General features: G+C 48.3%; 14 protein-coding genes. 3 read left to right on the forward strand and 11 right to left on the reverse strand.

The annotated features are described in order from the left end of the window. Nucleotides 1-28: 28 nt before the first annotated feature. Both D0B88_RS00005 and D0B88_RS00010 read right to left on the reverse strand, forming a co-directional pair. The gene (locus tag D0B88_RS00005; RefSeq protein WP_225318465.1) at nt 29-1660 is read right to left on the reverse strand and encodes an EAL domain-containing protein; all 1632 of its coding nucleotides are present in this window, start codon (nt 1658-1660) and stop codon (nt 29-31) included. Continuing rightward, nucleotides 1657-4572 carry an ATP-binding protein gene (locus D0B88_RS00010; RefSeq protein ID WP_151054158.1) on the reverse strand — a complete coding sequence of 972 codons (2916 nt, stop codon included), beginning with the start codon at nt 4570-4572 and terminating at the stop codon, nt 1657-1659. The genes D0B88_RS00005 and D0B88_RS00010 overlap by 4 nt, the downstream gene beginning before the upstream one ends. Nucleotides 4573-4809: 237 nt before the next feature. Between D0B88_RS00010 and D0B88_RS00015 the strand changes: the two genes are divergently transcribed. Continuing rightward, nucleotides 4810-5649, forward strand: a complete 840-nt coding sequence (locus D0B88_RS00015) for an HDOD domain-containing protein (protein WP_007644745.1) — start codon at nt 4810-4812, stop codon at nt 5647-5649. A 33-nt stretch (nt 5650-5682) separates the two neighbouring features. Here D0B88_RS00015 and D0B88_RS00020 read toward each other — a convergent pair whose 3' ends face one another. From D0B88_RS00020 to D0B88_RS00060, 9 genes are all read right to left on the reverse strand, one after another. After that, nucleotides 5683-7275 carry an aldehyde dehydrogenase (NADP(+)) gene (locus D0B88_RS00020; RefSeq protein WP_151054160.1) on the reverse strand — a complete coding sequence of 531 codons (1593 nt, stop codon included), beginning with the start codon at nt 7273-7275 and terminating at the stop codon, nt 5683-5685. 11 nt (nt 7276-7286) lie between these two features. Continuing rightward, on the reverse strand, nt 7287-8201 hold the full coding sequence (kdgD, locus tag D0B88_RS00025; RefSeq protein WP_007644741.1) for a 5-dehydro-4-deoxyglucarate dehydratase: 915 nt from the start codon (nt 8199-8201) through the stop codon (nt 7287-7289). A 125-nt stretch (nt 8202-8326) separates the two neighbouring features. Next, nucleotides 8327-9874: a galactarate dehydratase gene (garD, locus tag D0B88_RS00030; protein WP_151054162.1), complete on the reverse strand. Its 1548-nt coding sequence runs from the start codon at nt 9872-9874 to the stop codon at nt 8327-8329. 32 nt (nt 9875-9906) lie between these two features. Further along, nucleotides 9907-11277 carry an MFS transporter gene (locus D0B88_RS00035; protein ID WP_151054164.1) on the reverse strand — a complete coding sequence of 457 codons (1371 nt, stop codon included), beginning with the start codon at nt 11275-11277 and terminating at the stop codon, nt 9907-9909. A 170-nt stretch (nt 11278-11447) separates the two neighbouring features. Further along, on the reverse strand, nt 11448-12548 hold the full coding sequence (locus D0B88_RS00040; RefSeq protein ID WP_007644737.1) for a beta-propeller fold lactonase family protein: 1101 nt from the start codon (nt 12546-12548) through the stop codon (nt 11448-11450). Nucleotides 12549-12593: 45 nt separating this feature from the next. Next, nucleotides 12594-13979 (reverse strand): glycoside hydrolase family 28 protein, encoded by a 1386-nt coding sequence (locus D0B88_RS00045; RefSeq protein ID WP_151054166.1) that lies wholly within the window; start codon nt 13977-13979, stop codon nt 12594-12596. 19 nt (nt 13980-13998) lie between these two features. Further along, entirely contained in the window at nt 13999-15213 is a 1215-nt protein-coding gene (locus D0B88_RS00050; RefSeq protein ID WP_151054168.1) for a glycoside hydrolase family 105 protein, read from the reverse strand. Nucleotides 15214-15314: 101 nt separating this feature from the next. Further along, nucleotides 15315-18242, reverse strand: coding sequence for a TonB-dependent receptor (locus D0B88_RS00055; RefSeq protein ID WP_191966475.1), 2928 nt, complete (start codon nt 18240-18242; stop codon nt 15315-15317). Nucleotides 18243-18773: 531 nt separating this feature from the next. Continuing rightward, nucleotides 18774-19664 (reverse strand): LysR substrate-binding domain-containing protein, encoded by an 891-nt coding sequence (locus D0B88_RS00060; RefSeq protein WP_007644733.1) that lies wholly within the window; start codon nt 19662-19664, stop codon nt 18774-18776. Nucleotides 19665-20485: 821 nt separating this feature from the next. On the opposite strand from D0B88_RS00060, the gene D0B88_RS00065 reads away from it, so the two are divergent. Next, nucleotides 20486-21112: a DUF2214 family protein gene (locus D0B88_RS00065; protein ID WP_151054172.1), complete on the forward strand. Its 627-nt coding sequence runs from the start codon at nt 20486-20488 to the stop codon at nt 21110-21112. A gap of 162 nt (nt 21113-21274) precedes the next feature. Next, nucleotides 21275-22336: a cellulose binding domain-containing protein gene (locus D0B88_RS00070; RefSeq protein ID WP_151054174.1), complete on the forward strand. Its 1062-nt coding sequence runs from the start codon at nt 21275-21277 to the stop codon at nt 22334-22336. Nucleotides 22337-22351: the final 15 nt, after the last annotated feature.

Here is a 22351-nt window from a genome sequence, read left to right on the forward strand (position 1 = left end):
GCTTAAACGCGCTGAGCATCTGCCTCTTTTAATGAGGCAGGACAGACGACACTTTAGCGACCAGCGTTTTGCGATCAAAGGGTTTTGCGATAAAACCCGAGGCGCCGGTTTTCATACTCTGCACAACTATGTCTTTCTGATTGGAACCAGACAACATAATTACCGGGGTATTTTTAAAAACTGCAGTAGAGCGTAAACGCTTGAGAATTTCCAAACCACTCATCCCGGGCAATTCGATATCAATTAAAATTAATGCGGGACGCAAGGTTCTTAATAGCGACAAAGCTTCCGCACTGGTTGCGGCAGTCACGACTGAAAACCCCTCCTCCATTAGTATTTTGCTTTGAATACGCCGCTGAAAATCATGGTCTTCAATAACTAATACCGTGCCCTGTTTGCTGGCTTTTACCGTCAGGGTTGCCGCATTGGCCTCGGGCAATAACTCGCGCCGCACCCGCTCTCCCCACAGTGTTAACCACTTGGGCAGCGCATCACCCGCCATGGGTTTGGAAATAAAATAACCCTGGGCATAATCACATTGCGCCGAGCGCACAAATTCCCAATCTTTTTCTGATTCAATGCCTTCAGCAACGACTTTCATCGACAGCCGTTTGGCGAGGTTCAAACTGGTTTCAAACATCACCCGAATCCTTTGGTCAGCCCAGGCACCGGTGACAAAACTTTTATCAATTTTAAATTCATCAAACGGAATATCGCGCAGCTGCGCCAGTGATGAATGGCCGGTGCCAAAATCATCAATCGATAATACAAACCGTTTCAAACGCAAACGCGCGAGGGTATCCAACGTAATCATCGGGTCTTTCATAGCGCGGCTTTCAGTGATCTCCAGAGTGATATCTTTGGTGAGTAAACCGGCATCGGCCATAATTTTTGAAAAATTATCGGCAAACTCCAGTGACGCCAAATTTTCCATAGACACATTGATCGCCATAGGAATATGCAGTGACAGCGCCTGCCATTTTTTATGCTGCGCCAACGCCTCGGTCAACACTACGCTCGCTAACTGATCGATAAGGTTATTGTCCTCGGCGACGGGAATAAATTGATCCGGCCCCACCAAACCATCGGTGGGGTGACTCCAGCGCACCAGCACTTCCACGCAGCTCACCTTGCCAGTTTTTAGCGACACTATAGGCTGATAGGTATTAAACAACTGGCCACCATTAATTGCAGCCGCCAGGGATTCCGCCGAGTAGTTTTTTAAGCTTGAGGGTATAAATGTAGTTTTCGCACCTAATTGTTTTAACAGCGGTATTATGGCCTCCTGGGTTACGGGTTTTTGCAGATGCCCAAGAATACCAATGTGTCGGGCCGCAATTAATTTTTCTGCACTGATTAGCATTCGTTCATCCTCACCGCTAATCAGAATAATACTGCCTTTAAACGATTCAGAATCCAACTGGCGAACAAATTGAATACCATCCATCTCCGGCATATTTAAATCGAGCAATATCAAATCGATTGGCACTGGTGCTTGTCTCAGCGCATCAAGCCCGCCTTGGGCAGTATCACAACAGGTGACATTGGCAATACCGTTGACATGCAGGATGCGCTGCATAATTTTCAGCATGAATGCATCATCATCAATCACCAGGGTATTGATATTGGCGAGATCTACCACACTAGCTTCTTGGTTCATTTTGTTTTGGATGCACTGCACCCACTCCATTCGTCCACAAATATTCTATTGATTAACATCAGCACCTGCTCAAATTCCTGCTCAAAGGCAGCATAGGCAGTGGCCAACTCGATGAACTGTTGATGATTACATTTGTGCTCAATACATTCGCAAATTTTGCCCAGCTGTAATGCACCCACCGCGCGCGACGAGGATTTAAATTTATGTGCACTACTGGCCAGTGCACTGATATCGGAGATGCGAAAACTGGTGGCCATTTCTCCTCGCAGCTGTATGGCCGTTTTTAAATAATCCGCTAAAAACTCCATCACCACCTGCTCATCTGCACCAATTAATTCACGCAATACATTAATATCCAAATGTATATCCTTAACAGCCGGAGAAGCGGAGCTGAGCTGCGCATCTGCAGCGGTGGAAATAGCAACATTTGGTTCAGCGGAAAAATAGCGGTCGAGCATATTTTTTAAATCGTGCAGCAGCGCCGGTTTCACCAAATATTCATTGGCACCAAGCTGTTTGCATTTATCCACCTCTTCCCGCAGGGCATTGGCACTCAAGGCAATAATGGGAATGTTATTGAAGGCGCGATGCGCCGCGCGCACCTTGGCAATCAAACGGTAACCGTCCATGATCGGCATATGTATATCGGTTATCAAGAGCGCATAGCGCTCAGCAGTAAGCCGATCAAAAGCCTCTTCGCCATTGCTCACCACATCCACCGCGTAGCCGAGCAAAGCCAATTGCCGGGTAATCACTTTTTGATTGGTTTCATTGTCTTCCGCCAAGAGTAATAAACGGTTCTGCGCAAGTGCATCGCTGCGGGCGGGTGGCATAAAATCCTGTTCGTGATAACCGCGTGTCAGGGGCTTAGCGATTGTGATATGCCCCAAGGCGATATTGATTGCCTCAAAAAAACGGCTGCGCCCAAGACAATTGCCATCGATAAAACAATTGCCTTGTTCGTCGCTGCGCAGTTCGCGTCGCTGTCCGCGCCCAATCACCAAACAATGCACACGCGGATTGGCAGGGTGTTTATTAATCGCCGCCAGCGCCGGTGAAGACTCAGGAATTTCACCGCACTCATCAATTAATACCAGCCACTCATACTGCGCGTAGTGATGGCGCAACTCGTGCCATTCAATCAGTTCCACCGCGGCCACCGGTATAACCACCGCACCGGATGCGGATAAATATTGCCCCCATATAGCAGACAAGCCGGATAGGTCACCCACCACAATGCACAGCAACAAACTAAAATTCGGATTGTTCGCGGGTGTTACACCGGTTGCTGCATTTACTAAAAAAGGAATGCGCACCCTGAATACAGAACCTATGTCCAAGCGGCTTTCCACCACAATTTCGCCCTGCATTAATTCAACCAGGTGGCGCGTAATTGTCAGCCCTAAACCGGTGCCGCCGTAATGGCGGGTAGTGGATGCATCGGCCTGCATAAAGGGGCTAAATAATCGCCCCAGTGTTTGCTCCGACATACCAATACCGTTATCGCTAATTGCAAATTCAATAACCATCTCGCCCGCATTTTTTGCGTGCACACTTACACTCAACCTCACTTTGCCAAAAGGTTCCGCGCCGGAAGAAAACTTGATTGCATTATTCACCAAATTAATCAGTATTTGACGCAACCGCAATTCGTCGCCCACCAGCGTTTCTGGCAGGTTGGAATCAATAAAAAGCGATAGCTCGACATTTTTATCCAGCGCCATGCGATCCAGTAGCGAGCACACTTTTTCAATACTGTGCTCCAATGAAAAGGGCACCGCTTCCAGTTCTAAACGGCCGGATTCTATTTTGGAAAAATCCAGAATGTCATCAATAATGCTCAATAGTGAATTCGCTGAATCGCGAATAATGTCCACCATTTCAATTTGATAACCTTTCAGACTGGTTTGATGTAAAACATCCACCATGCCGATTACGCCGCTGATGGGCGTGCGAATTTCATGGCTCATGGTCGCTAAAAAACTGGACTTGGCTTGATTGGCTAATTCCGCTACTTGTTGTGCGTGTTTAATAGCATCTAATTGTTTTAACTCTTGCTCTGCTTGTTTTGCCTGGGTAATGTCATCCACCACCCCGACAAAAGCCAGCGGTTGTTCCTGCGCATCGCGCAACATGGACACCTGCGCTCTAATCCAAATAACACCGCGTGATTTGGTGAGGCTGCGACACTCCAAGGTAAAGCGCGACACTTCATTTTTATAGAGCGCTTTCAACCTGGCCTGCATAGCAGGATAATCCTCAGGCAATACAATATCCGCCAAGGTAGTGCGCGACATTTCCGCTGGGGCATAACCAAACAGATTGCAATAGTAAGGATTGGAAAGTAAATATTTTCCATCCAGCGTTGATACCGCAATACCGGTGGCGGCTGCAGAAATAATATCTTTTACCCGATTATGCGCCGCCTGTTCAGAGGCCAAACGCTCGCGCCGCGCATTTAAATTGTACATTGCCTGATGTGCCAACAGACATAGCGCCTTAACGGTTTCTTCAGCGAGTGTACGCGGCACCTGATCGATAACCGCAAGAGTGCCAATTGCAAAACCTTCGGGTGAAATCAGCGGAATGCCCAGATAAAATCGTATGCGCGGATCATTTATCACCAGCGGGTTGCTGGCAAAGCGCGAATCTTTCGCTGCATCTTCCACCACAAAAGGCGTGACGTATTGGATTGCGTGGTTACAAAATGCAATTTCGCGCGGTGTTTCACGCACATCCAAACCATAAATCGATTTAAACCATTGCCGGGTTTCATCCACCAGCGTGAGCACGGCAATTGGCGTTTTACAGATGTGTGCAGCTAACCAGGTCAGCTGATCAAAATCAGCTTCGGGAACTGTATCGAGAATGTCATAAGAATGCAGGCTTCGGAGGCGATGAAATTCATCCATTAGTGGCAACTCTTAATAAAGCCAAGTGAACTGATACTAGCACAGGCCAGTGAGATAGCTTTGCTTAGGCCGAAATATCAAGAGCTATGCAATTTATATAACCGCGAATTTAAAAAATACGAATCGAATGCAGGAAATTATTAATTGATGCGCCAAATAGTGCGCTCAGTTGCCCAGCTTCATTCCTCACCTATACTGAGAAAAATAAAAGCTGCAGCTAGCTGCCGGGAAAAGTTGATGGATAATATTGCCGATAGAGTCAGTGAAAATATCATCACCGCCATTAAATGTGATCAACTGGTGTTACCTACACTGCCGGAAGTGGCGCTACGCGTGCGCGAAGTGGCCGATGACCCGACGGCGGATATTGAGAGTTTGGCGAATGTGATTAGCTGCGATCCGGCGCTGAGTGCGCGCTTGATTCGGGTTGCCAACAGCCCCTTACTGCGCGCCGGGCGACCAGTCGATAATTTAAATAATGCACTGATGCGCTTGGGCATTGAATACGCGTGCAATATTGCCACCAGCCTCGCGATGGAACAGATGTTCCAATCCACTTCGGACATTATTGATATGCGCATGCGCGATGTGTGGTTTAGCTCCAGCGAAGTGGCGGCTGTCAGTCACGTACTGTGCAAACACTACACCAAGCTGCGTCCGGATCAGGCAACACTAGCCGGCATTATCCATAAAATTGGTGTGCTACCCATTCTCAGTTATGCAGAAGAAAATCCAACGCTGTTAAATGACAGTATCACGCTGGATAAAGTGATAGAAAAAATTCACGGGCCGATTGGTAGCCTGATTTTAAAAACCTGGGGTTTTAATAAAAACCTGGCGAGCATTCCAGAAGATCACTTGAAATTTTATGCGCAGAAATCGCAACCCGACTACGCCGATTTAGTGACAGTAGCCGTATTGCAGTGCGATTTTTTTAGAGACAACAGAATTTCTGCGTTGGATTTTTCCAGCATTCCCGCGTTTGATCGTTTGGGGTTGGACCCGAATATTGATATTGGCGAATCCAAAGTCCTCGCCGCTGAATTGGAAGCGGCGGTGGATCTGTTGCGCACTTAATTCAGAAAAGAGTTGAAGCAACGCGCACCACAATCAGTGCGCGCTTTTTCCATCCACCAAACGGGTTAATTGCAGCGGATTATTGTCTTGCAGTTCCGGGGGCAACAACGCCGCTGGCAAATCCTGATAACACACCGGGCGCAAAAAACGCTCCAGTGCCGCAGAACCTACGGAGGTGGCGCGCACATCCGTAGTGGCAGGCCAGGGGCCGCCGTGCACCATCGCATGACAGACTTCCACACCCGTCGGCCAACCATTGGCGAGAATACGCCCGGCTTTGCGCTCAAGCAGCGGCAAGAGTTTACGCGCGAAAGGTAAATCGGCGTCTGCCAACTGCAGGGTCGCGGTTAACTGCCCATCCAAATGACTCAATACACTAATCAGTTCTTGTTCATCGCGACAGCGCACCAACAGCGAGGCCGCGCCAAACATTTCTTCATGCAAATTGGCGTTGGTTAAAAAAATCTCCGCACGGGTTGCATAAAGCGCCGCACGGCAAGTATTGGGGGCAGAAGAGCTTTGGCCCCGTGCCAAGGTTTGCACTTGTTTGCTGCCGGCGATGCAGGCAGTGCTGTGCTCGTAGGCATTGTGAATGCCGGGGCTGAGCATAGTCTGGGCAACAGAGTCTTGCAGTGCCGCACTCGCTGCGGCAATAAAACTGTCCAATGCAGGGCTATCCAGCGCCAACAATAAACCAGGGTTAGTGCAAAATTGCCCCGCGCCCATGGTGAGTGATGCGACAAACTGGCGCCCCAATTCATCGCCCTTTTCACTCAGGGCGCCCGGCAATAACACCACGGGATTGAGTGCACTTAATTCACCGTAAAACGGAATGGGCTGCGGCCGCGACTGTGCGATACGCATCAGCGCAATACCACCCGCGCGCGACCCGGTAAAACCAACGGCCTGAACCAGTGGATGTGCCACCAGCGCAGCGCCCACTTCGGCACCGGCACCAAAAATGAGCGAGAACACACCCTCGGGCAAATCGCATTCAGCGACAGCTTTTTGAATCGCATGCCCTACCAATTCTGAAGTACCAGGGTGCGCCGAATGGCCTTTTACAATCACCGGGCAACCCGCAGCCAAAGCGGAAGCGGTATCGCCACCGGCCACTGAAAACGCCAATGGAAAATTACTTGCACCAAATACCGCAACAGGCCCGAGCGGAATACGACGCTGGCGCAAATCGGCACGCGGTAGCGGTTTACGCTCCGGCTGGCGCGGGTCGATACGCGGCTGATTTTGTTCACCCGCTTGAATGGTCGCGGCAAACAAACGCAATTGATTACAAGTGCGCCCGCGCTCACCTTCCAAACGCGCTTTGGGCAAACCCGTCTCGGCCATGGCGCGCTCAATTAACTGATCACCAATCGCTTCGATATTGCGCGCAATAGTTTCCAGAAAATTCGCGCGTACCGTTGGCAGGGTAGCGCGATAGCTATCAAACGCCTGCTCCGCCAACTGACAGGCACGCGCCACATCATCCGCACTACCTAAATGATAAGCCGGCTGGAGCTGTTCACCGGTTGTGGGGTTAATGGCGTACAAGGTGCCTTTGCTACCCGCCACTTGTTGCGCGCCGATTAACAAATTTCCTGTTAACAATTGTCCGCTTGATTTCATAACAGTAACCTTTATTGAATACGCGCAATCAGCGTTTTTAATTCCGCCATTTCTGCGTCGGTTAAATCCGTGAGCGGTGTGCGCACCGGGCCAGCGTCGCGCCCGACTAATTTCATGCCCGCTTTCACAATCGATACCGCGTAACCCTGTTTGCGATTGCGAATATTGATGTAGGGCAATACAAATTCATTCAGCGCCGCATAGACTTTGGTGTAATCGCGCGCGCGCACTGATTTATAAAAATCCAACGCAAATTCAGGCGCAAAATTAAAAATCGCCGAGGAATAAGTAGTCACACCCATTTCCAGGTAAGGCAACGCAAAGGTTTCGGCGGTGGGCAAACCGCCGATGTAGGTGAGGCGATCACCGAGGCGTGCGTAAATGCGGGTCATTAATTCGATATCGCCGATGCCGTCTTTATAGCCGACTAAATTGGGGCAGCGCTCAGCCAAACGCTCCAGCTCTACTTCATCCAAACGCTGGTTAGCGCGGTTGTAAACAATCACACCCAGCTTGGTGGATTTACAAATTGCCTCAACATGTGCGGCAACACCATCTTTGGCCGCTTCGGTCAAATAGGGTGGCAGCAATAAAATACCATCAGCACCGGCTGCTTCCGCTGCTTGGCAATATTCAATCGAGACGGCGGTGCCGCCACCAGCGGGCGCAATTACCGGAATATGTTTGGTTTCTTCCACCGCGGCGCGCACCACACGGTCCACTTCTTTTTGCGTCAGCGAAAAAAATTCACCGGTGCCACCAGCGGCAAACATCGCCGCCGCATCGTGTTTAAACAGCCAATTCAAATTGGCGCGATAGGCATCTTCATCAAAAGACAAATCGCTCGCTTTAAAATGGGTGACGGGAAAAGAAAGCAAACCGCTGCCAACTATTTGGGCAAATTCTTTAGGTGAATAACGAGTCACGATGTATCGCTCCGGTAGTGGATAGTAGAAGCAAATTTTCACACCGCAACCCATACCGGTAAAGATTAATTGCTGACTGGGTTAATACGGTTTTTGTATTGATACAAGGTAGGAAAAATAAAATATCAAGTCACAGGCGCAGGGTTAAATAACACCAGCGAATTGTGCAATTTCCACTGCTCCGCCCAGGTTTTTTTGCCGCTGGCCACATCGAGCATTAACTGAAAAACTTCCCAACCCATTTCTTCAATGGTTTTTTCACCGTCGGCAATACGACCGGCGTTTACATCCATCAAATCGTGCCAGCGCCGCGCCAGATCAGTGCGGGTTGCTACTTTAATCACCGGGCATTCTGCCAAACCATAGGGTGTACCGCGCCCGGTAGTAAAAATATGCAAATTCATGCCGGCCGCTAATTGCAATGTGCCGCAAATAAAATCACTCGCCGGTGTGGAGTTGTACACCAAACCATGGGGAATTTTTTTATCGCGCAAACGCTCACCGGGCGAGAGCACACCGACAATGGGCGACGAACCGGATTTAACAATCGAACCCATGGCTTTTTCCACAATATTGGAGAGGCCACCTTTTTTATTGCCGGGAGTAGTATTCGCACTGCGATCCACCATGCCTGCGGCGAGATAATCGTCGTACCACTGCATTTCATTAATAATGCCTTGCGCAACTTCCGCAGTGGCAGCGCGCGAGGTTAATTGATCGATGCCATCGCGCACTTCGGTATTTTCCGAAAACATTACCGTCGCACCAGCGCGCACTAATAAATCCGCGGCAAAACCTAATGCAGGGTTAGCGGTAATGCCAGAGAAAGCATCGCTGCCACCACACTGCATACCCACTACCAATTCAGAGGCGGGGCAAGTTTCGCGCTGGCGTTTGTTCAAGCGTATTAAATGCGTTTCGGCCTGACGCATAATCGATTCGATCATGCTCATAAAACCCACGTGCTGTTCGTCTTGCAGGCAGACCACTTGCGGGCCATCAACCAGCGTGGCGGGGATGGTTTCCGGTGGCATTAAGCGTGCGGGCTGCATTTTTTCGCAGCCGAGGCTGACAATCATTACCTCTCCACCAAAGTTGGGGTTGAGTGCAATATTGCGCAGGGTGCGAATAGGAATCGGCGCGTTGGGTGCGTCAATCGCCACGCCGCAACCATAGCTGTGTGCCAAACCCACCACACCATCCACGTTGGGATATTTTGGCAATAATTCTTCACGAATGCGTTTCACCGCAAACTCAACCACCCCGGCAACACATTGCACGGTTTGGCTAATCGCTAAAATATTACGCGTGCCTACGCTGCCATCGGCATTGCGATAACCTTCAAAAGTAAAACCGCTAAGCGGTTCCCCCACTTCACCTGCGCGAGTAGCGATGGGTAAATTTTCCAGCCCCAACGCAGCGGGCATTTCCAACAAATTTTCATTGACCCAAGCGCCCGCATTAATCGTTTCTTTGGCGCGACCAATCACTACGTTGTAGCGAATAACCGCATCACCTTTGGCGATGTCGCACAGCGCTACTTTGTGCCCCTGCGGAATATTTTCGCTAAGCGATAACCCTGTTGCCACTTCAGTTCCCGCAGGCAAACCACCGGCAGTCACCACTACCGCAACGTTATCGGCCGGATGTATTTTGATAAGCAGTTGGGACATGACAAAACCTCGTAAAAAATCGGCACCGAAAATTAATTAACCGGCTCACTAGTAATAGATTTACTCAGGGTGATGCGTTTTATTTCGCCCACCACAAACAGGTAACTAATAATAACTATCGCCGCATGGGCGCCCACATAAGCCAGCGCACCAGCAAAGGAGCCGGTGCTATGCACTATGTAACCAATCACAATCGGCGTAACAATTCCTGCCGAATTGCCAAAAGTATTAAACAAACCACCGGAGAGCCCGCCCGCTTCCTTGGGTGAGGTATCTGCCACCACTGCCCAGCCCAAAGCGCCCACGCCTTTGCCAAAAAAAGCGAGCGACATAATCGCAATAATTAGTACATCGGTATCCACATAATTACAGGCAATCATGGAGGTGGACATCAACATGCCGAGCACAATGGGCAGCTTGCGCGCCACCGTTAATGAGTAACCTTTTTTTAGTAGTCGATCCGAAAACCAACCGCCGGATATGCCACCCAGAAAACCGGCAATCGCCGGTAGCGATGCTAAAAAACCGGCCTGCAAAATATTCATGCCGCGCTCCTGCACCAAATACAGCGGGAACCAGGTTAAAAAGAAATAGGTGAGCGCGTTAATACAATACTGACCAATGTACACACCGAGCAGCATGCGCGAACTTAATAATTCTTTGATGCAGGCAAAGGTATTAACGCTCGCTGTATGCTGATTGCTGCGGCCACTGTCCAAGTCAACCAACGCGCCGCCCTGTGATATGTAATCCAACTCACTCGCACTCAGTGCCGGATGCTCTTTGGGGCTATAAATCACCTTGCGCCACACAAGCGCCAGCACAATACCCAGCACGCCCATAAAAAAGAAAATACTCTGCCAGCCGAAGGAGTAGACCATCCACCCCATTAAGGGAGCAAAAGCGACAGTGGCAAAATATTGTGCAGAATTAAAAATAGACGCGGCTAAACCGCGCTCGTGAGTGGGAAACCACGCGGAGGTAATACGGCTATTACCCGGGAAGGCAGGTGCCTCAGCGGCGCCCACCAATAAGCGCAAGACAATTAACAGCAACAGCGCCGCACCACCGCTAACAAAACCGACAAACCCCTGCAGCAACGTAAACAGCGACCAGAGAAAAATACTGAAAAAATAGGTGGTTTTGGAACCGAATTTATCCAGCAGCCAACCCCCAGGTAATTGCGCCAATACATAGGACCAGGCGAAGGCAGAAAATACATAACCCATTTGCAGCGAGGTGAGACCAAGGTCTTTGGCAACATCCGGCCCGGCAATCGCAATGGTTGCGCGATCGGCGTAATTAATGGTGGTAACAATAAACAGCATCGCCAGAATGCCCCAGCGGGTACGCGATGCCGCCGCAATCTTGCTGGTGGAACTAAGCACTGGTGCGCTGCCCATGACTTCTACCTCTCAACGTCTTGGTTTTTTATTGTTAATGTCTTTTTGGTCAAGCGACAAATTCGCACAGTCAATTCTGCGAGCTTATTATTTCCAAATCAAACCAATAGATAAATAAATTGATCCACTTTGAGTATTGATAAATGCCATTAACGAGTTGCTATATCAAATCACCGTGCGGTCACAGGTAGATTCACTACCTCAATCCATGCCGGATTTTTCCCGGTTTGATGAGTGGATGCGAGCTGCAATTCACCGCTATGCGGGTTAATCGCATACACACTTATGCGCTGCGACAACTGCCCCACCACCAACAGAAAACGGCCATCGGGGGTAATCCGGAATGCCCGCGGTTGCTGCTCAGTCGCCCAACGACTAACTGGACTGAGACGACCCGTGTTGCGATTAACCTTGAATCCGGAAATAGTGCTGCTTGTGCGCTCAGAGGCATACAAAAAATTTCCATTGGGTGTGAGATGAATATCCGCCGCCCAGGGCTTTACCCCTTCCGCCAGCACATGGCTTTCCAACAATGTGGCAGAACCCTTGCTAGCGTTGCGCTGGTACACCTGCACTGTACCGCCCAACTCATTTACCAGATACAAAAAAAGCCCCTGCGCGGAAAACACAAAATGACGCGGCCCCGCGCCTGAAGCGGTATGTAATGCGGGTGTATTCATTGGTACCAGTGGAGCAGATTTAAGTGTGTGATTCACACGAAAATAATCCATACGATCCTCACCCAAGAGCGACACATAAACAAATTGGTGCTGTGGGTCGGTAGTGATTTGATGTGGATGATTCCCCGCGGGCAAAACCTGCACTGGGGATGAAGGAATTCCCTGCGTATTCAGCGGATAGCTACTAATCGTATTACCGGCATAAGAGACTGCAAATAAATAACGCCCTGCTGGATCGACAGAAATATTGGCCATGCTATCCGCGACGGGCAGCTTGGCGCGCAACGATAATCCTCCACTGACACCATCAATTCCCAATACGATTAATTGATAAGGTGTAGAGCGAATGGCGGCATAAAGTAGCTGCCGGTCGGGCGACAGCGCCAAGGGCATCACGGCGCCATCAACCGCAAGCGTCTGCTGCAGGTATAATTGACCGCTAGTTTCATTCAGCGCAAATACGGAAATAGTGTGTGAATCAGTGCTAGCAACATAGACAACTGAGGCGGCATAACAAAAAAATCCTGCCGTACTCAACCAGAGTAACAGCAGGCTTTTGATTAACCCGTGTAAATGCAAAGCGCTATTCACCGCTAAATACCGCGCAAAACAAAAACACTCTTTACATAAAACACACTACTCAAAATGTGCCGACATTTTTTGGCCATTAACTTCCACATCAGAGAAAGTAACATTTTTTAAACCGGTAAACTCCATAAACTCACCCGAGGATTTCACCTTGATGTTTTTAAACAATACATCTTGCAGCGGCTGCACTTCCGGAGCGTGGCTAATAAAAAAGGTATCCACTTTATCGACAGTGATATTTTCAAACACTATGTCTTGATAGCGCGAGGGAAAGTTTCCGCCCAAATAACCAGCCACGTAACTCAGATCGAACCAGAACAAATATTTGGCGCTGCCAATGTTCATATTGCGGATGCGCACATGCTCTACACTGCCGCCGCGATCCAGATTGGCTTTTAAACGAAACGCGGAGGTGCCTTTCAAGTAATCATTATCGGTGAAATACACATTTTTAATGCCGCCCGACATTTCGCTGCCTAAACCAACACCATCTTCACCGTCAAAAAGGTTATTTCTAACCACAATATTTTCACTGGGGCGGCCAATGGTACGTCCGTCCAAATCGCGACCGGATTTAATCGCGATTGAATCATCGCCGGTGCGGAAGTGGTTATTCTCAACCAGAATCCAGCGACCGGAATCTATATCCAAACCATCATTGTTGGCGAACATACTATCTACTTTTACACCGCGCACTTGCGCGTGATCGGTATACACCAAATGATTAACCCAGAACGGTGAGTTAAGCGCCGTGTAATCCTGCAACAGCACACGCTCGGCATTGAGAATTTGAATCAGCGATGGACGCAAAAAATGCCCCTCGCCAAATTGCCTTTTTTCCAACGGCACACCATCAAAACCCATTTGACGCAACTTGGCTATATCCGCCGCCTGGTGTTTTGCCCAGCCGAGAAATTCACTTTGTGCATTACCATCAATAGTGCCTTTACCAGTGATAGCCACATCTGTCACTTTGTTAGCGTAAATCAGCGGCGAATAACCGTAAATTTCAGTGCCCTCCCAGCGTGTAAATACCGCGGGTAAATAATGTTTGGTTTGGGCACTGAACAAGAGTGTTGCGCCCTCTTCCAAATGTAAATTAATGCGGCTCTGCAATTCTACCGGCCCATTGGACAACCACTTTCCCGCCGGGATAACAACACGCCCGCCACCGGCTTTGGCGGCGGCATTAATCGCACGCATAATCGCCGGCCGTGCATCGGCCTGCGCATCCGCACTGGCACCAAACGCGGTAATCACATAATCGGTTTTCGGAATTTTAGGGGATTCTATTTTTTTCAGAATCACATCCATTTGTTTCCAGTCAGACTGTTTATAAAAATCTGTTTTGGCCTGCGCCACTGAAACCAACGTGCACTGCAGTAACAGCAGCAAAATGGCGGCCTTAATTAATATCATTTTATTCGTCATCATTACCCTTACCTCTTATCAATCACTTAAATGCGGCAATTTCAACACCAGCCAAAATAAATGGCCCCAGCCCGTGAGGGTCATCGGTGCGAATGGCTTCACTGACATAGTACTCAAAGGTGCCGGTGCGATAAGGTTCATTGCCCAGCCCGGCGCTGCCACAGGTATTTTTTAAGTGCATGCGGCCCAGTTCATCAATCTCGGTGTGCCCCTGCACTATGCCATTAAAAATATCCGTCGCAATTTTTTGGTATTTTTGCGGCAAATATTTTTTGTTATAACCCTTGGCAAAGGCGTAGGCAAACATAGCACTGCCCGAGGTTTCCAAATAATTACCGTAGCGATCACCTTGGTCGGTTACTTGATACCAAAGATGACTCGAATGCTGAACTTTTAACAATGCTTCCGCCAATTGATTTAACAAACGGATCAGCTCCTTACGTTTGGGGTGGTTTTGTGGAAAATAATCCAGGGTATCCACCAGTGCCATAACGTACCAACCCATGGAGCGCGACCAAAAATGCGGCGACAAACCCGTTTTTTTATTAGCCCATTCTTGCAAGTGACTCTCGTCCCACGCGTGATAGAGCAATCCGGTTTTTGCATCGCGAGTTTTACTTTCAATCAATAAAAATTGATGGGCGATATCATCAAAGGATTTAACGGATTCGTTAAATTGTTGCGCGTATTGGGCGTAATAAGGTGCGCCCATATACAAACCATCCAACCACATTTGCCAGGGGTAAATATTTTTGTGCCAGAAGCCACCTGCAGTAGTGCGCGGCTGCCATTGCAACTGGGTGCGCAATGTTTGCATGGCGGTTAAATAACGCTGGTCCTGATATTTTTCATGCAGTAAAAATAAAAGTTTCCCAGGATTAATTGAATCGATATTAAATTCGGTAATCGCATAACCTTTTATGTTTCCCTGCGCGTCGATTAACTGATCCACAAAGGTTTTGGCATACGCCAAGTAAACTTCGTTACCGGTTTTTAAATAAAGTTTTTGAAATCCGTACAGCACTAGCGAATAAGGGTAACCCCATTCCGGCTCTTTGAGCTGTTTGAATTCGCGCATAGTCCAAGCTTCCGGGTGGCGCTGCATAATGGACTTGGCCATCAGTTCCGCAGTAGCCAGCGCGCTGTTGTCGGCAGAGGTTTGTGCGTGAACAGAAAGGCAGAGGCTAAACATAGCACCAGCTATTAATAGCTGCGCATAGGAGAGAAATTTTTTCATGGCGATTGATCCAGGAAATAAAATTTGCAGGAGAACACCGAACCATCGGCAATTACCAATGGTTCGGTGGATTAATGCAGGAAAATTACGCCTAACAAACCTTAGAAGGTCGCACGAAGGCCCAAGCTGACTTCACGACCAGTGTTGTTGATCTCGCGTACCAGATCCAAATCGCCACCCGATGCCACAGGACCGGTCGTGTAGAGGCGCTCGTTCTCCTCAGTCAAGTTAATAACTTCAAGACTGACTTTGACATTCTCGGTAATATTGTAAAACGCCGACATGTCAACACGCGTTGGGCCTGAGGTGTTTTCGGAAAAGTTTCTGTCACTGCCGGGAATAGCGGTTACATAATCGTCGCGACCATTTACTACTACACGCGCACCAAACTGCTCACGTTCAAAATAAATACCGTAGTTGTAGCTATTTTCTGACAGGCCAGCAAGCGGCCCTTTGACACCATTAGGGTAGACAATTTCAGAGTCCACATAGGTATAGTTGGCAAACATACCAAACCCTTCAAATGTAGAAGGCAAGAAGCTAAACGGTTGCTGGTAAGAAATTTCGTAACCGTCAATCTTTGCACCCTCACCATTAACCGGCGTAGACATATTCCAAGTACTATTGATATTAAAGCCGACTGAATCAAAAGATGGTGAGTTTGGATCAGTCTGTGGATATGCGGTCGCTATAATTGTTTTCAATTCTGGAGTTAATGGACTAGCAACGTTGCTACTCAAAATAAAGCTATCAACATCTTTATGAAAGAAGGTAATACCCAATACTGACTCTTCCGAAAAATACCATTCAAAGCCCAAATCAACTGAGTCAGCAATGGTAGGATTAAGGCCAGGGTTACCCACCGAAATATTACCGTTAATTGGCGTGGCGTTAATAGTAGCCGTCATGCTGGCCATGCTTGGGCGAGATAAATTTCTATTGGCGCTAAAACGAATCAGAAAATCATCTACGACTTCCAGGGTTGCATTCAGGGATGGTAACCACTCCGCATAATCACTACTGCGCTTGGAAACGCCTCCACTAATAACACCCACAGATTCAACTTCTGTTTCCACATAACGCAAGCCTGTATTCATCATCAATGGCATACCGGCCACTTCCATATTGTGCGTGTATTCCGCGTAGACACCTGCTGTCTCTTCGGTCACATCAAAGGTAGAAGCATCGTTCGGGTTGCGGGTAAATGAACCTGCACTGTATGCCGCTCTGGTTGCCGCAAAATCATTTACAACGAAGTCAGTGGGGAAACCTGCTGGTGGGCTAATTGCATCGCCATAACCTTTGCTTACTGCCGATAAAGTTGTCACCAAGTTCGTGGTTACTGAGGTGATAGGCATAATAGTGCTTGTGCCAGAACCAGTACTCACTCTGGCAACCGGATCAGTCAAGGTGCCCGTGGTTGCATCATAGCGCGCAGAAGTTACATTCCGTTTATTTAAAATTACACCCGTTTTGATACTTGAATTATCTAAGTCCCAGGTTAGATCTGAACGAAAGGTATCATTCTCACGCTCAACAATATCTTTACGAATAGTTGGGGCAGTAAAATGGTAATTGAGTGGATCAGTAATATCGAAACCATAACTCATTTCAGCGATATCACTATTATTACGGAAATCATACGAGAAGTAGGTTGGATTCAAACCATTAATTGCCTGGCGAGTAGGCGCATTGGCATTAGCATAACTTGGCGCCAGAGCATCAAGATTAAAACGATACTGCTCTTCATCATGCACAACGGTGGCATTACCAAACATTACGTCCAAGCTTAAATTGTCGGTCAATTCAAATTTACCGGAGAGCACCACCTGTTCAAATTCAGTTTCACTGAATTGTCCACGGCTTTCTACGCGAGGAGTTACACCGGTAAACTCACCGGCAACTGCAATCCGGCCAGCATCATCCAACACAATATTGGTTGGTGTAATGGAGTTAAAAGCATTACGAAATTGCGCAAAAAAATTGTATGAAGTTACGTCAGTTTTCAAATCAGAGCGCAAGTAATCTAGCGTGAATTCCATGCGATCCGTTGGGCGGAACTGGAATGACCCAGTGATACCTGTGCGTTTCTGATCCGTATTAAAAGAATCCATGCGCGGCAGACGCGGGAACATCATAAAATTCAGCTTATCGGTTTCCAACTGCTGCTGAACTGAAGGTGTTAACAACTCCGGCTCAAACATCGGGCTTGAGCTATCGAGCGTGGGATAATTCGCAAAAGGGTTAGGCGTACCCGAAATATTAACAGCCGAGTCATTGCCGACAAAATTCTGCCCGGAGTTATCGTATGGGGATGTCCAACGCACCGTACCAAAACCTTCCTGACGAATGTTGCGCTCGGACTGGGCAAAACTGACCAATACACCAAATTTATCATCAGCAAAAGTATTGCTCGCCATTGCAACAATACGCGGGTCATCTTCACCGGTTAAATTATCCACCGCCATGGAACCGCCAATTACCGCGTGCGGACCAGGGTTATCAAATGGCTTGGCGGAATACAATTCTACGGTTGATGCCAAACCGCCCTCTTCCAATGAACCCTTGGAGGATTTATTCAAAATAATTTTGTTAAATAATTCTGATGCAAACACATTAAAGTCAAATGAACGACCGCGATTTACACCGCCGGAAGAATCCAACCCACCAGTACTGGAAGGCACTTCCATACCATTTAATGTGGTAGCAGAGAAACTTGGGCCAAGGCCGCGCACGGTAATATTTCTACCTTCGCCACCTTCGCGGGTAATAGCTACACCGGGCACACGCTGCAAAGATTCAGCGAGATTCAGGTCGGGCATTTTGCCCATGTCTTCTGCCACAATGGCATCGACATTATTTGCGGATGTTCGCTTGGTATTCAGTGCATTAGCCAAGCTGGCGCGAAAGCTGCCAGTAACTACGACTTCTTCCAGTTGATCGTTAGATGCATCCTGCGCAAAACTGGTTGCAGGCAATACACTGGCAGCCATCGCCAGCACGAGCGGATTTAGGGTAAACTTTCTCATAGAAACTCCTCGCTGTTTTTTTAATTTGGATAATGTATTAATTTTATTCCTATTATCCATTGCCGCTTCTTCGATCTTATTTTTATAACCGCGTAACACTTGAACTTCCGCCACTGACGATAAATTCAAAAATTTGTAGCTGGATATTTTTATGGTGAGCTAAATAGCTCAAAAAAGATTAGTTGATAAAAATACAATTAGAAAAATTATTTTTTACTGCTATCGCACTGAATAAAAAGCCCACGCCTCTTTACAGAAGCGCAGGAAGTTCGCTATGAGCGAAGATAGTCGGATAATACTGGCGCCGGATTGTGGTTGAACATATCCACCTCTCATGGGTTGAGCTGGGCAAGGCCAATTATTGCGGCATGATTTGATAAGAGAGTCGCGTAATTTATTGCTATTAACGTCGCTTCAAACCACCCGCTGATGTGACTGATTCTGAGCGCATGTTATTCACGAATCAAATCAATCACTAGATAAAACGATTTAATTCATGTATCAATCGTGGCGCGCGAGGCAACAGCTGAATCAGCTTTTGAATTCTGGTAACACCTCCTGCAGAAAAGTCTCCAGTGCTGGGTTGTTGTTGTCTTTACGGTAGCTGTAAACCATCTCCACCGGCTTGGGCGGCGTAGTGATCACTTGGCGCAGCAGTATTCCCTCAAAATGCAAACTGGAGGCCGACTTGGGAATCAGCGCCACACCAATGCCCGACTGCACTAGCGCCAACATGGTATGCATTTGCGCCACATACTCTACGATTTGGGGCAGCACGTCCTCGCGCTGAAAACAGCTGGACAGCAGGTTGTGAAAATAGCGCGCCTCATAGGGTGAATACATGAGGAAGGGTTTTGACTGAAGGCACGTCAGGTCAGGCTCGGTTGGCCAGAGGTCAGCGTCCTGCTTGGGGATTGCCAGGTAAAGCTCCTCTCCGGCAAGAAACACGGTTTCCAATTCACCATCATGACTGTGCGGGCGCACCAAACCAACATCCAGCACCCCAGCATGCAGCGCCTCCAGCTGGGCGCCGGTCACTAACTCCTTGAGCGTGAGGGAGACGTCGGGCGCCAGTTCACGCAAGCGCCGCACCATGGCCGGCAGCAAGTGATAACCAAAGGAGGCGGTAAAACCAATAGAGAGCGAACCCTTCTCGCCTTTTGCATTTCTGCGCGCCGTTGCCGCTGCCTCCTCGGCCAACCGCAGAATACGCGCTGCGTCCGGAAAAAAAGCTTTGCCTGCCGCCGTTAACCGCACTGTACGACTGGTACGCTCCAGCAACTGCGCACCGACATGATGCTCCAACAGGCGAATCTGCCGGCTCAAGGGAGGCTGGGTCATATTCAGTCGCTCTGCCGCCCGACTAAAGTGCAATTCTTCGGCTACCGCCACAAAACACCGCAACTGACTGATTTCAAACATCGATTCATCTTCCGCATTAATAAATACAAACTAATGCCATGTTTAGATGGGATGAGACCAAAATGCAAGTTACATCCTGACTACAAACAAACACACCTATCTCGAAAGAGTGGCGCCCGTGACCTCACCACTAGCCGCAAGTTTCGATTTTTTACCCTTTACCCACCGGCAAATCCGCACACAAATTTTTACCCGCAAACCATCAATTCATGCTTGAAAAAAATAACTACTGGAAAATTAATTAGCAAAAAATTTTTAACTTTTTTAGAAAAATAATTTTTAGTAAATCACCTGATCAAATCTGAAAAACAGAAAAAAATAAAAATTGATTTACGCGCCAAAATAAAGCTTTTAACGACAAAATAATTTTTTCGTGAATTACTGCACCGGAATTACTCACATTTTAGTGGACTAGCGCACAATTTTTTGTATGATTTGCAAGCAACATGCGCTTCGCATACAAGTACCCTTCTCCACTAGTTCAAATAATTTTGGAATGCGGGTACCAACAACAAAAAATCATTAGTAAAAAAATATAATTAAAAAGTTTGACCGAGCTGTGAGAGCCAACGCGTTTATCGCGCGCAATGCCCCGTAAAACGATTTTGTTCTGTCGCTTTACAACCCTCATCGACCAACCACGATCGTTTTTGTGCCTGCACAGAGCGCAGTGGTTTCTATTGCCTTAAAAAAACCGTTTTGTTTTTAGCTGCGAATTTTTATTTTTTCGCTTTTTGAACAAATCAAAACGTTAGCGCAATCATTTCACCCGCAGTGATAGTGATTGATTCAAAAACAACAATAGAACAGCGGATTGGCCCATGAAAACCCTAATTATTTATGTTCATTTAATTGCTGCCTGTGTGGCGGTGGGCATTTTATTGATACAGGATTTAGCGTTGGCAAAAACCCGTGGCCGCGCTTTACCAAGCCAAGCGATTGACGAATTGCAACGCGCGGCAAAAATAATTTCGCTCGCCTTGGTTGTGCTGTGGATTTCTGGATTAATGCTGGTGGTAATTGGCTACATAGACAATCCGCAAGAGTATTTATTAAATCAAAAACTCTGGGCCAAGTTCACCGTGGTAGGAATTCTTACACTCAATGGTATAGCGTTACATCACTTCAGTTTTCCGCGCGTGGTATCCAGCCGTGGCATTTTGGGGCTGGGCAATATTGAAAAAACATTAGTCATTTTTACGGGTGTTGTCTCCAGCATTTCCTGGTTGTTCGCTTGTTACTTGGGTATTGCACGCCCATGGAATTACACCGTTGATTACAGCTTTGTGATGTTGGTGTACTTCTTTTTGCTCGCCCCAGCGTGCATTGTCGGGCAGACATTTATTCATTCATTACCACCGTCGAAAGGAGCCGGAAATAATAATCGCCCGGAGCCGCCGCTACTTACCGATTCAATTCAGCTCACTAAACGAATTTCAAAAACCTGATGAGCCTACCGTTTTTTTTAACAGTTCAAACAGCGAGTGCAACAACTGTTTGGGCGCTATTTACCCGTCGATTAATTGGCAGTTGCGTGGGGTTTCAGCAGCTGCCGGTTATTGAAGGCCCCTTGCCGGGTTCGCCCGACATTCACTTAAGAGGAAAACACCATGAGTAGTTTTACCGCCTCTGCGATCACCCCGCGCCCACGGGGCAGGGTTACCCGATCGCTCTGCCTGCTGGGGTTCAGCCTGGCAACTGTTGTACTGTCAGCCAAGGTGTATGCTGGCTGTCAGTATGTAGTCACCAACCAGTGGAATAACGGGTTCACTGCCGCCATTAGAATAACCAACAGTGGCACTAGTCCGATCAATGGCTGGAATGTGAGCTGGCAATACAGCGGTGACAATCGCCTGACCAGCAGCTGGAATGCCAACTACAGCGGCACCAACCCCTACTCCGCCTCCAATTTGAGTTGGAATGGCAGTATTCAGCCAAACCAAACAGTAGAGATAGGCTTTCAGGGCAGCAAAGGCAGTGCAGCGCCTGAAGTACCGCAGGTAACTGGTGCCGCGTGTGGTGCCGCTGCGTCGTCAGCAAGTAGTTCTTCCGCAGCATCTGTCAGCTCCAGCCCAACGCCGGTTTCTTCCAGTTCTTCGTCGCTGTCGAGCAGTATGACAACCAGCTCGTCTTCATCGGCGGTAAATCAGGCAGCGTGGGATCTGAATAGCAGCGCCTCCTATCTGAATTTTGTCACCACTAAAAATACCCACAACGTGGAAGTTCACACCTTCACAACCTTGACCGGTGCCATTGGCAGCGATGGCTTGGCAACCGTGACGATCGACCTGAACAGCGTCAGCACCGGTGTTGCCCTGCGCGACCAGCGAGTGCGCGATTTGCTGTTTGAAACCGCCAGCTTCCCCACCGCCACCATTTCTGTCGCCGTGCCGGGCACACTGCTCAGCACATTAGCTCTGGGGCAAACCACCCAGACCGATGTGAGTGCCAATATCAACTTGCATGGCGTGAGCTTTCCGGTGACTACCCGGGTATCGGTACAGCGCCTGTCCAATTCGCGCATTTTGGTGCAGAGCATGGCGCCGGTGTTAACTCGTGCGGGTGATTTCAACCTGACTGCCGGCGTGGAAGCCCTGCGTGCGATTGTCAACCTGACGTCGATCAGTGCGGCAGTGCCTGTGGACTTCGCGCTTGTTTTTGACGCGCGCTAATTGGAGGCTAAAGAG

It is taken from the genome of Cellvibrio sp. KY-YJ-3, from assembly GCF_008806955.1.
In the GTDB taxonomy this organism is placed as follows: Bacteria; Pseudomonadota; Gammaproteobacteria; order Pseudomonadales; family Cellvibrionaceae; genus Cellvibrio.

Bases quoted from the DNA above. Each gene is read 5' to 3' on its own strand.
- D0B88_RS00045 (WP_151054166.1), bottom strand. From the start codon at position 13,979: ATGATGACGAATAAAATGATATTAATTAAGGCCGCCATTTTGCTGCTG.
- D0B88_RS00055 (WP_191966475.1), bottom strand. From the start codon at position 18,242: ATGAGAAAGTTTACCCTAAATCCGCTCGTGCTGGCGATGGCTGCCAGT.
- D0B88_RS00015 (WP_007644745.1), top strand. From the start codon at position 4,810: ATGGATAATATTGCCGATAGAGTCAGTGAAAATATCATCACCGCCATT.
- D0B88_RS00060 (WP_007644733.1), bottom strand. From the start codon at position 19,664: ATGTTTGAAATCAGTCAGTTGCGGTGTTTTGTGGCGGTAGCCGAAGAA.
- D0B88_RS00005 (WP_225318465.1), bottom strand. From the start codon at position 1,660: ATGAACCAAGAAGCTAGTGTGGTAGATCTCGCCAATATCAATACCCTG.
- D0B88_RS00065 (WP_151054172.1), top strand. From the start codon at position 20,486: ATGAAAACCCTAATTATTTATGTTCATTTAATTGCTGCCTGTGTGGCG.
- D0B88_RS00050 (WP_151054168.1), bottom strand. From the start codon at position 15,213: ATGAAAAAATTTCTCTCCTATGCGCAGCTATTAATAGCTGGTGCTATG.
- D0B88_RS00010 (WP_151054158.1), bottom strand. From the start codon at position 4,572: ATGGATGAATTTCATCGCCTCCGAAGCCTGCATTCTTATGACATTCTC.
- D0B88_RS00035 (WP_151054164.1), bottom strand. From the start codon at position 11,277: ATGGGCAGCGCACCAGTGCTTAGTTCCACCAGCAAGATTGCGGCGGCA.
- garD (WP_151054162.1), bottom strand. From the start codon at position 9,874: ATGTCCCAACTGCTTATCAAAATACATCCGGCCGATAACGTTGCGGTA.
- D0B88_RS00070 (WP_151054174.1), top strand. From the start codon at position 21,275: ATGAGTAGTTTTACCGCCTCTGCGATCACCCCGCGCCCACGGGGCAGG.
- D0B88_RS00020 (WP_151054160.1), bottom strand. From the start codon at position 7,275: ATGAAATCAAGCGGACAATTGTTAACAGGAAATTTGTTAATCGGCGCG.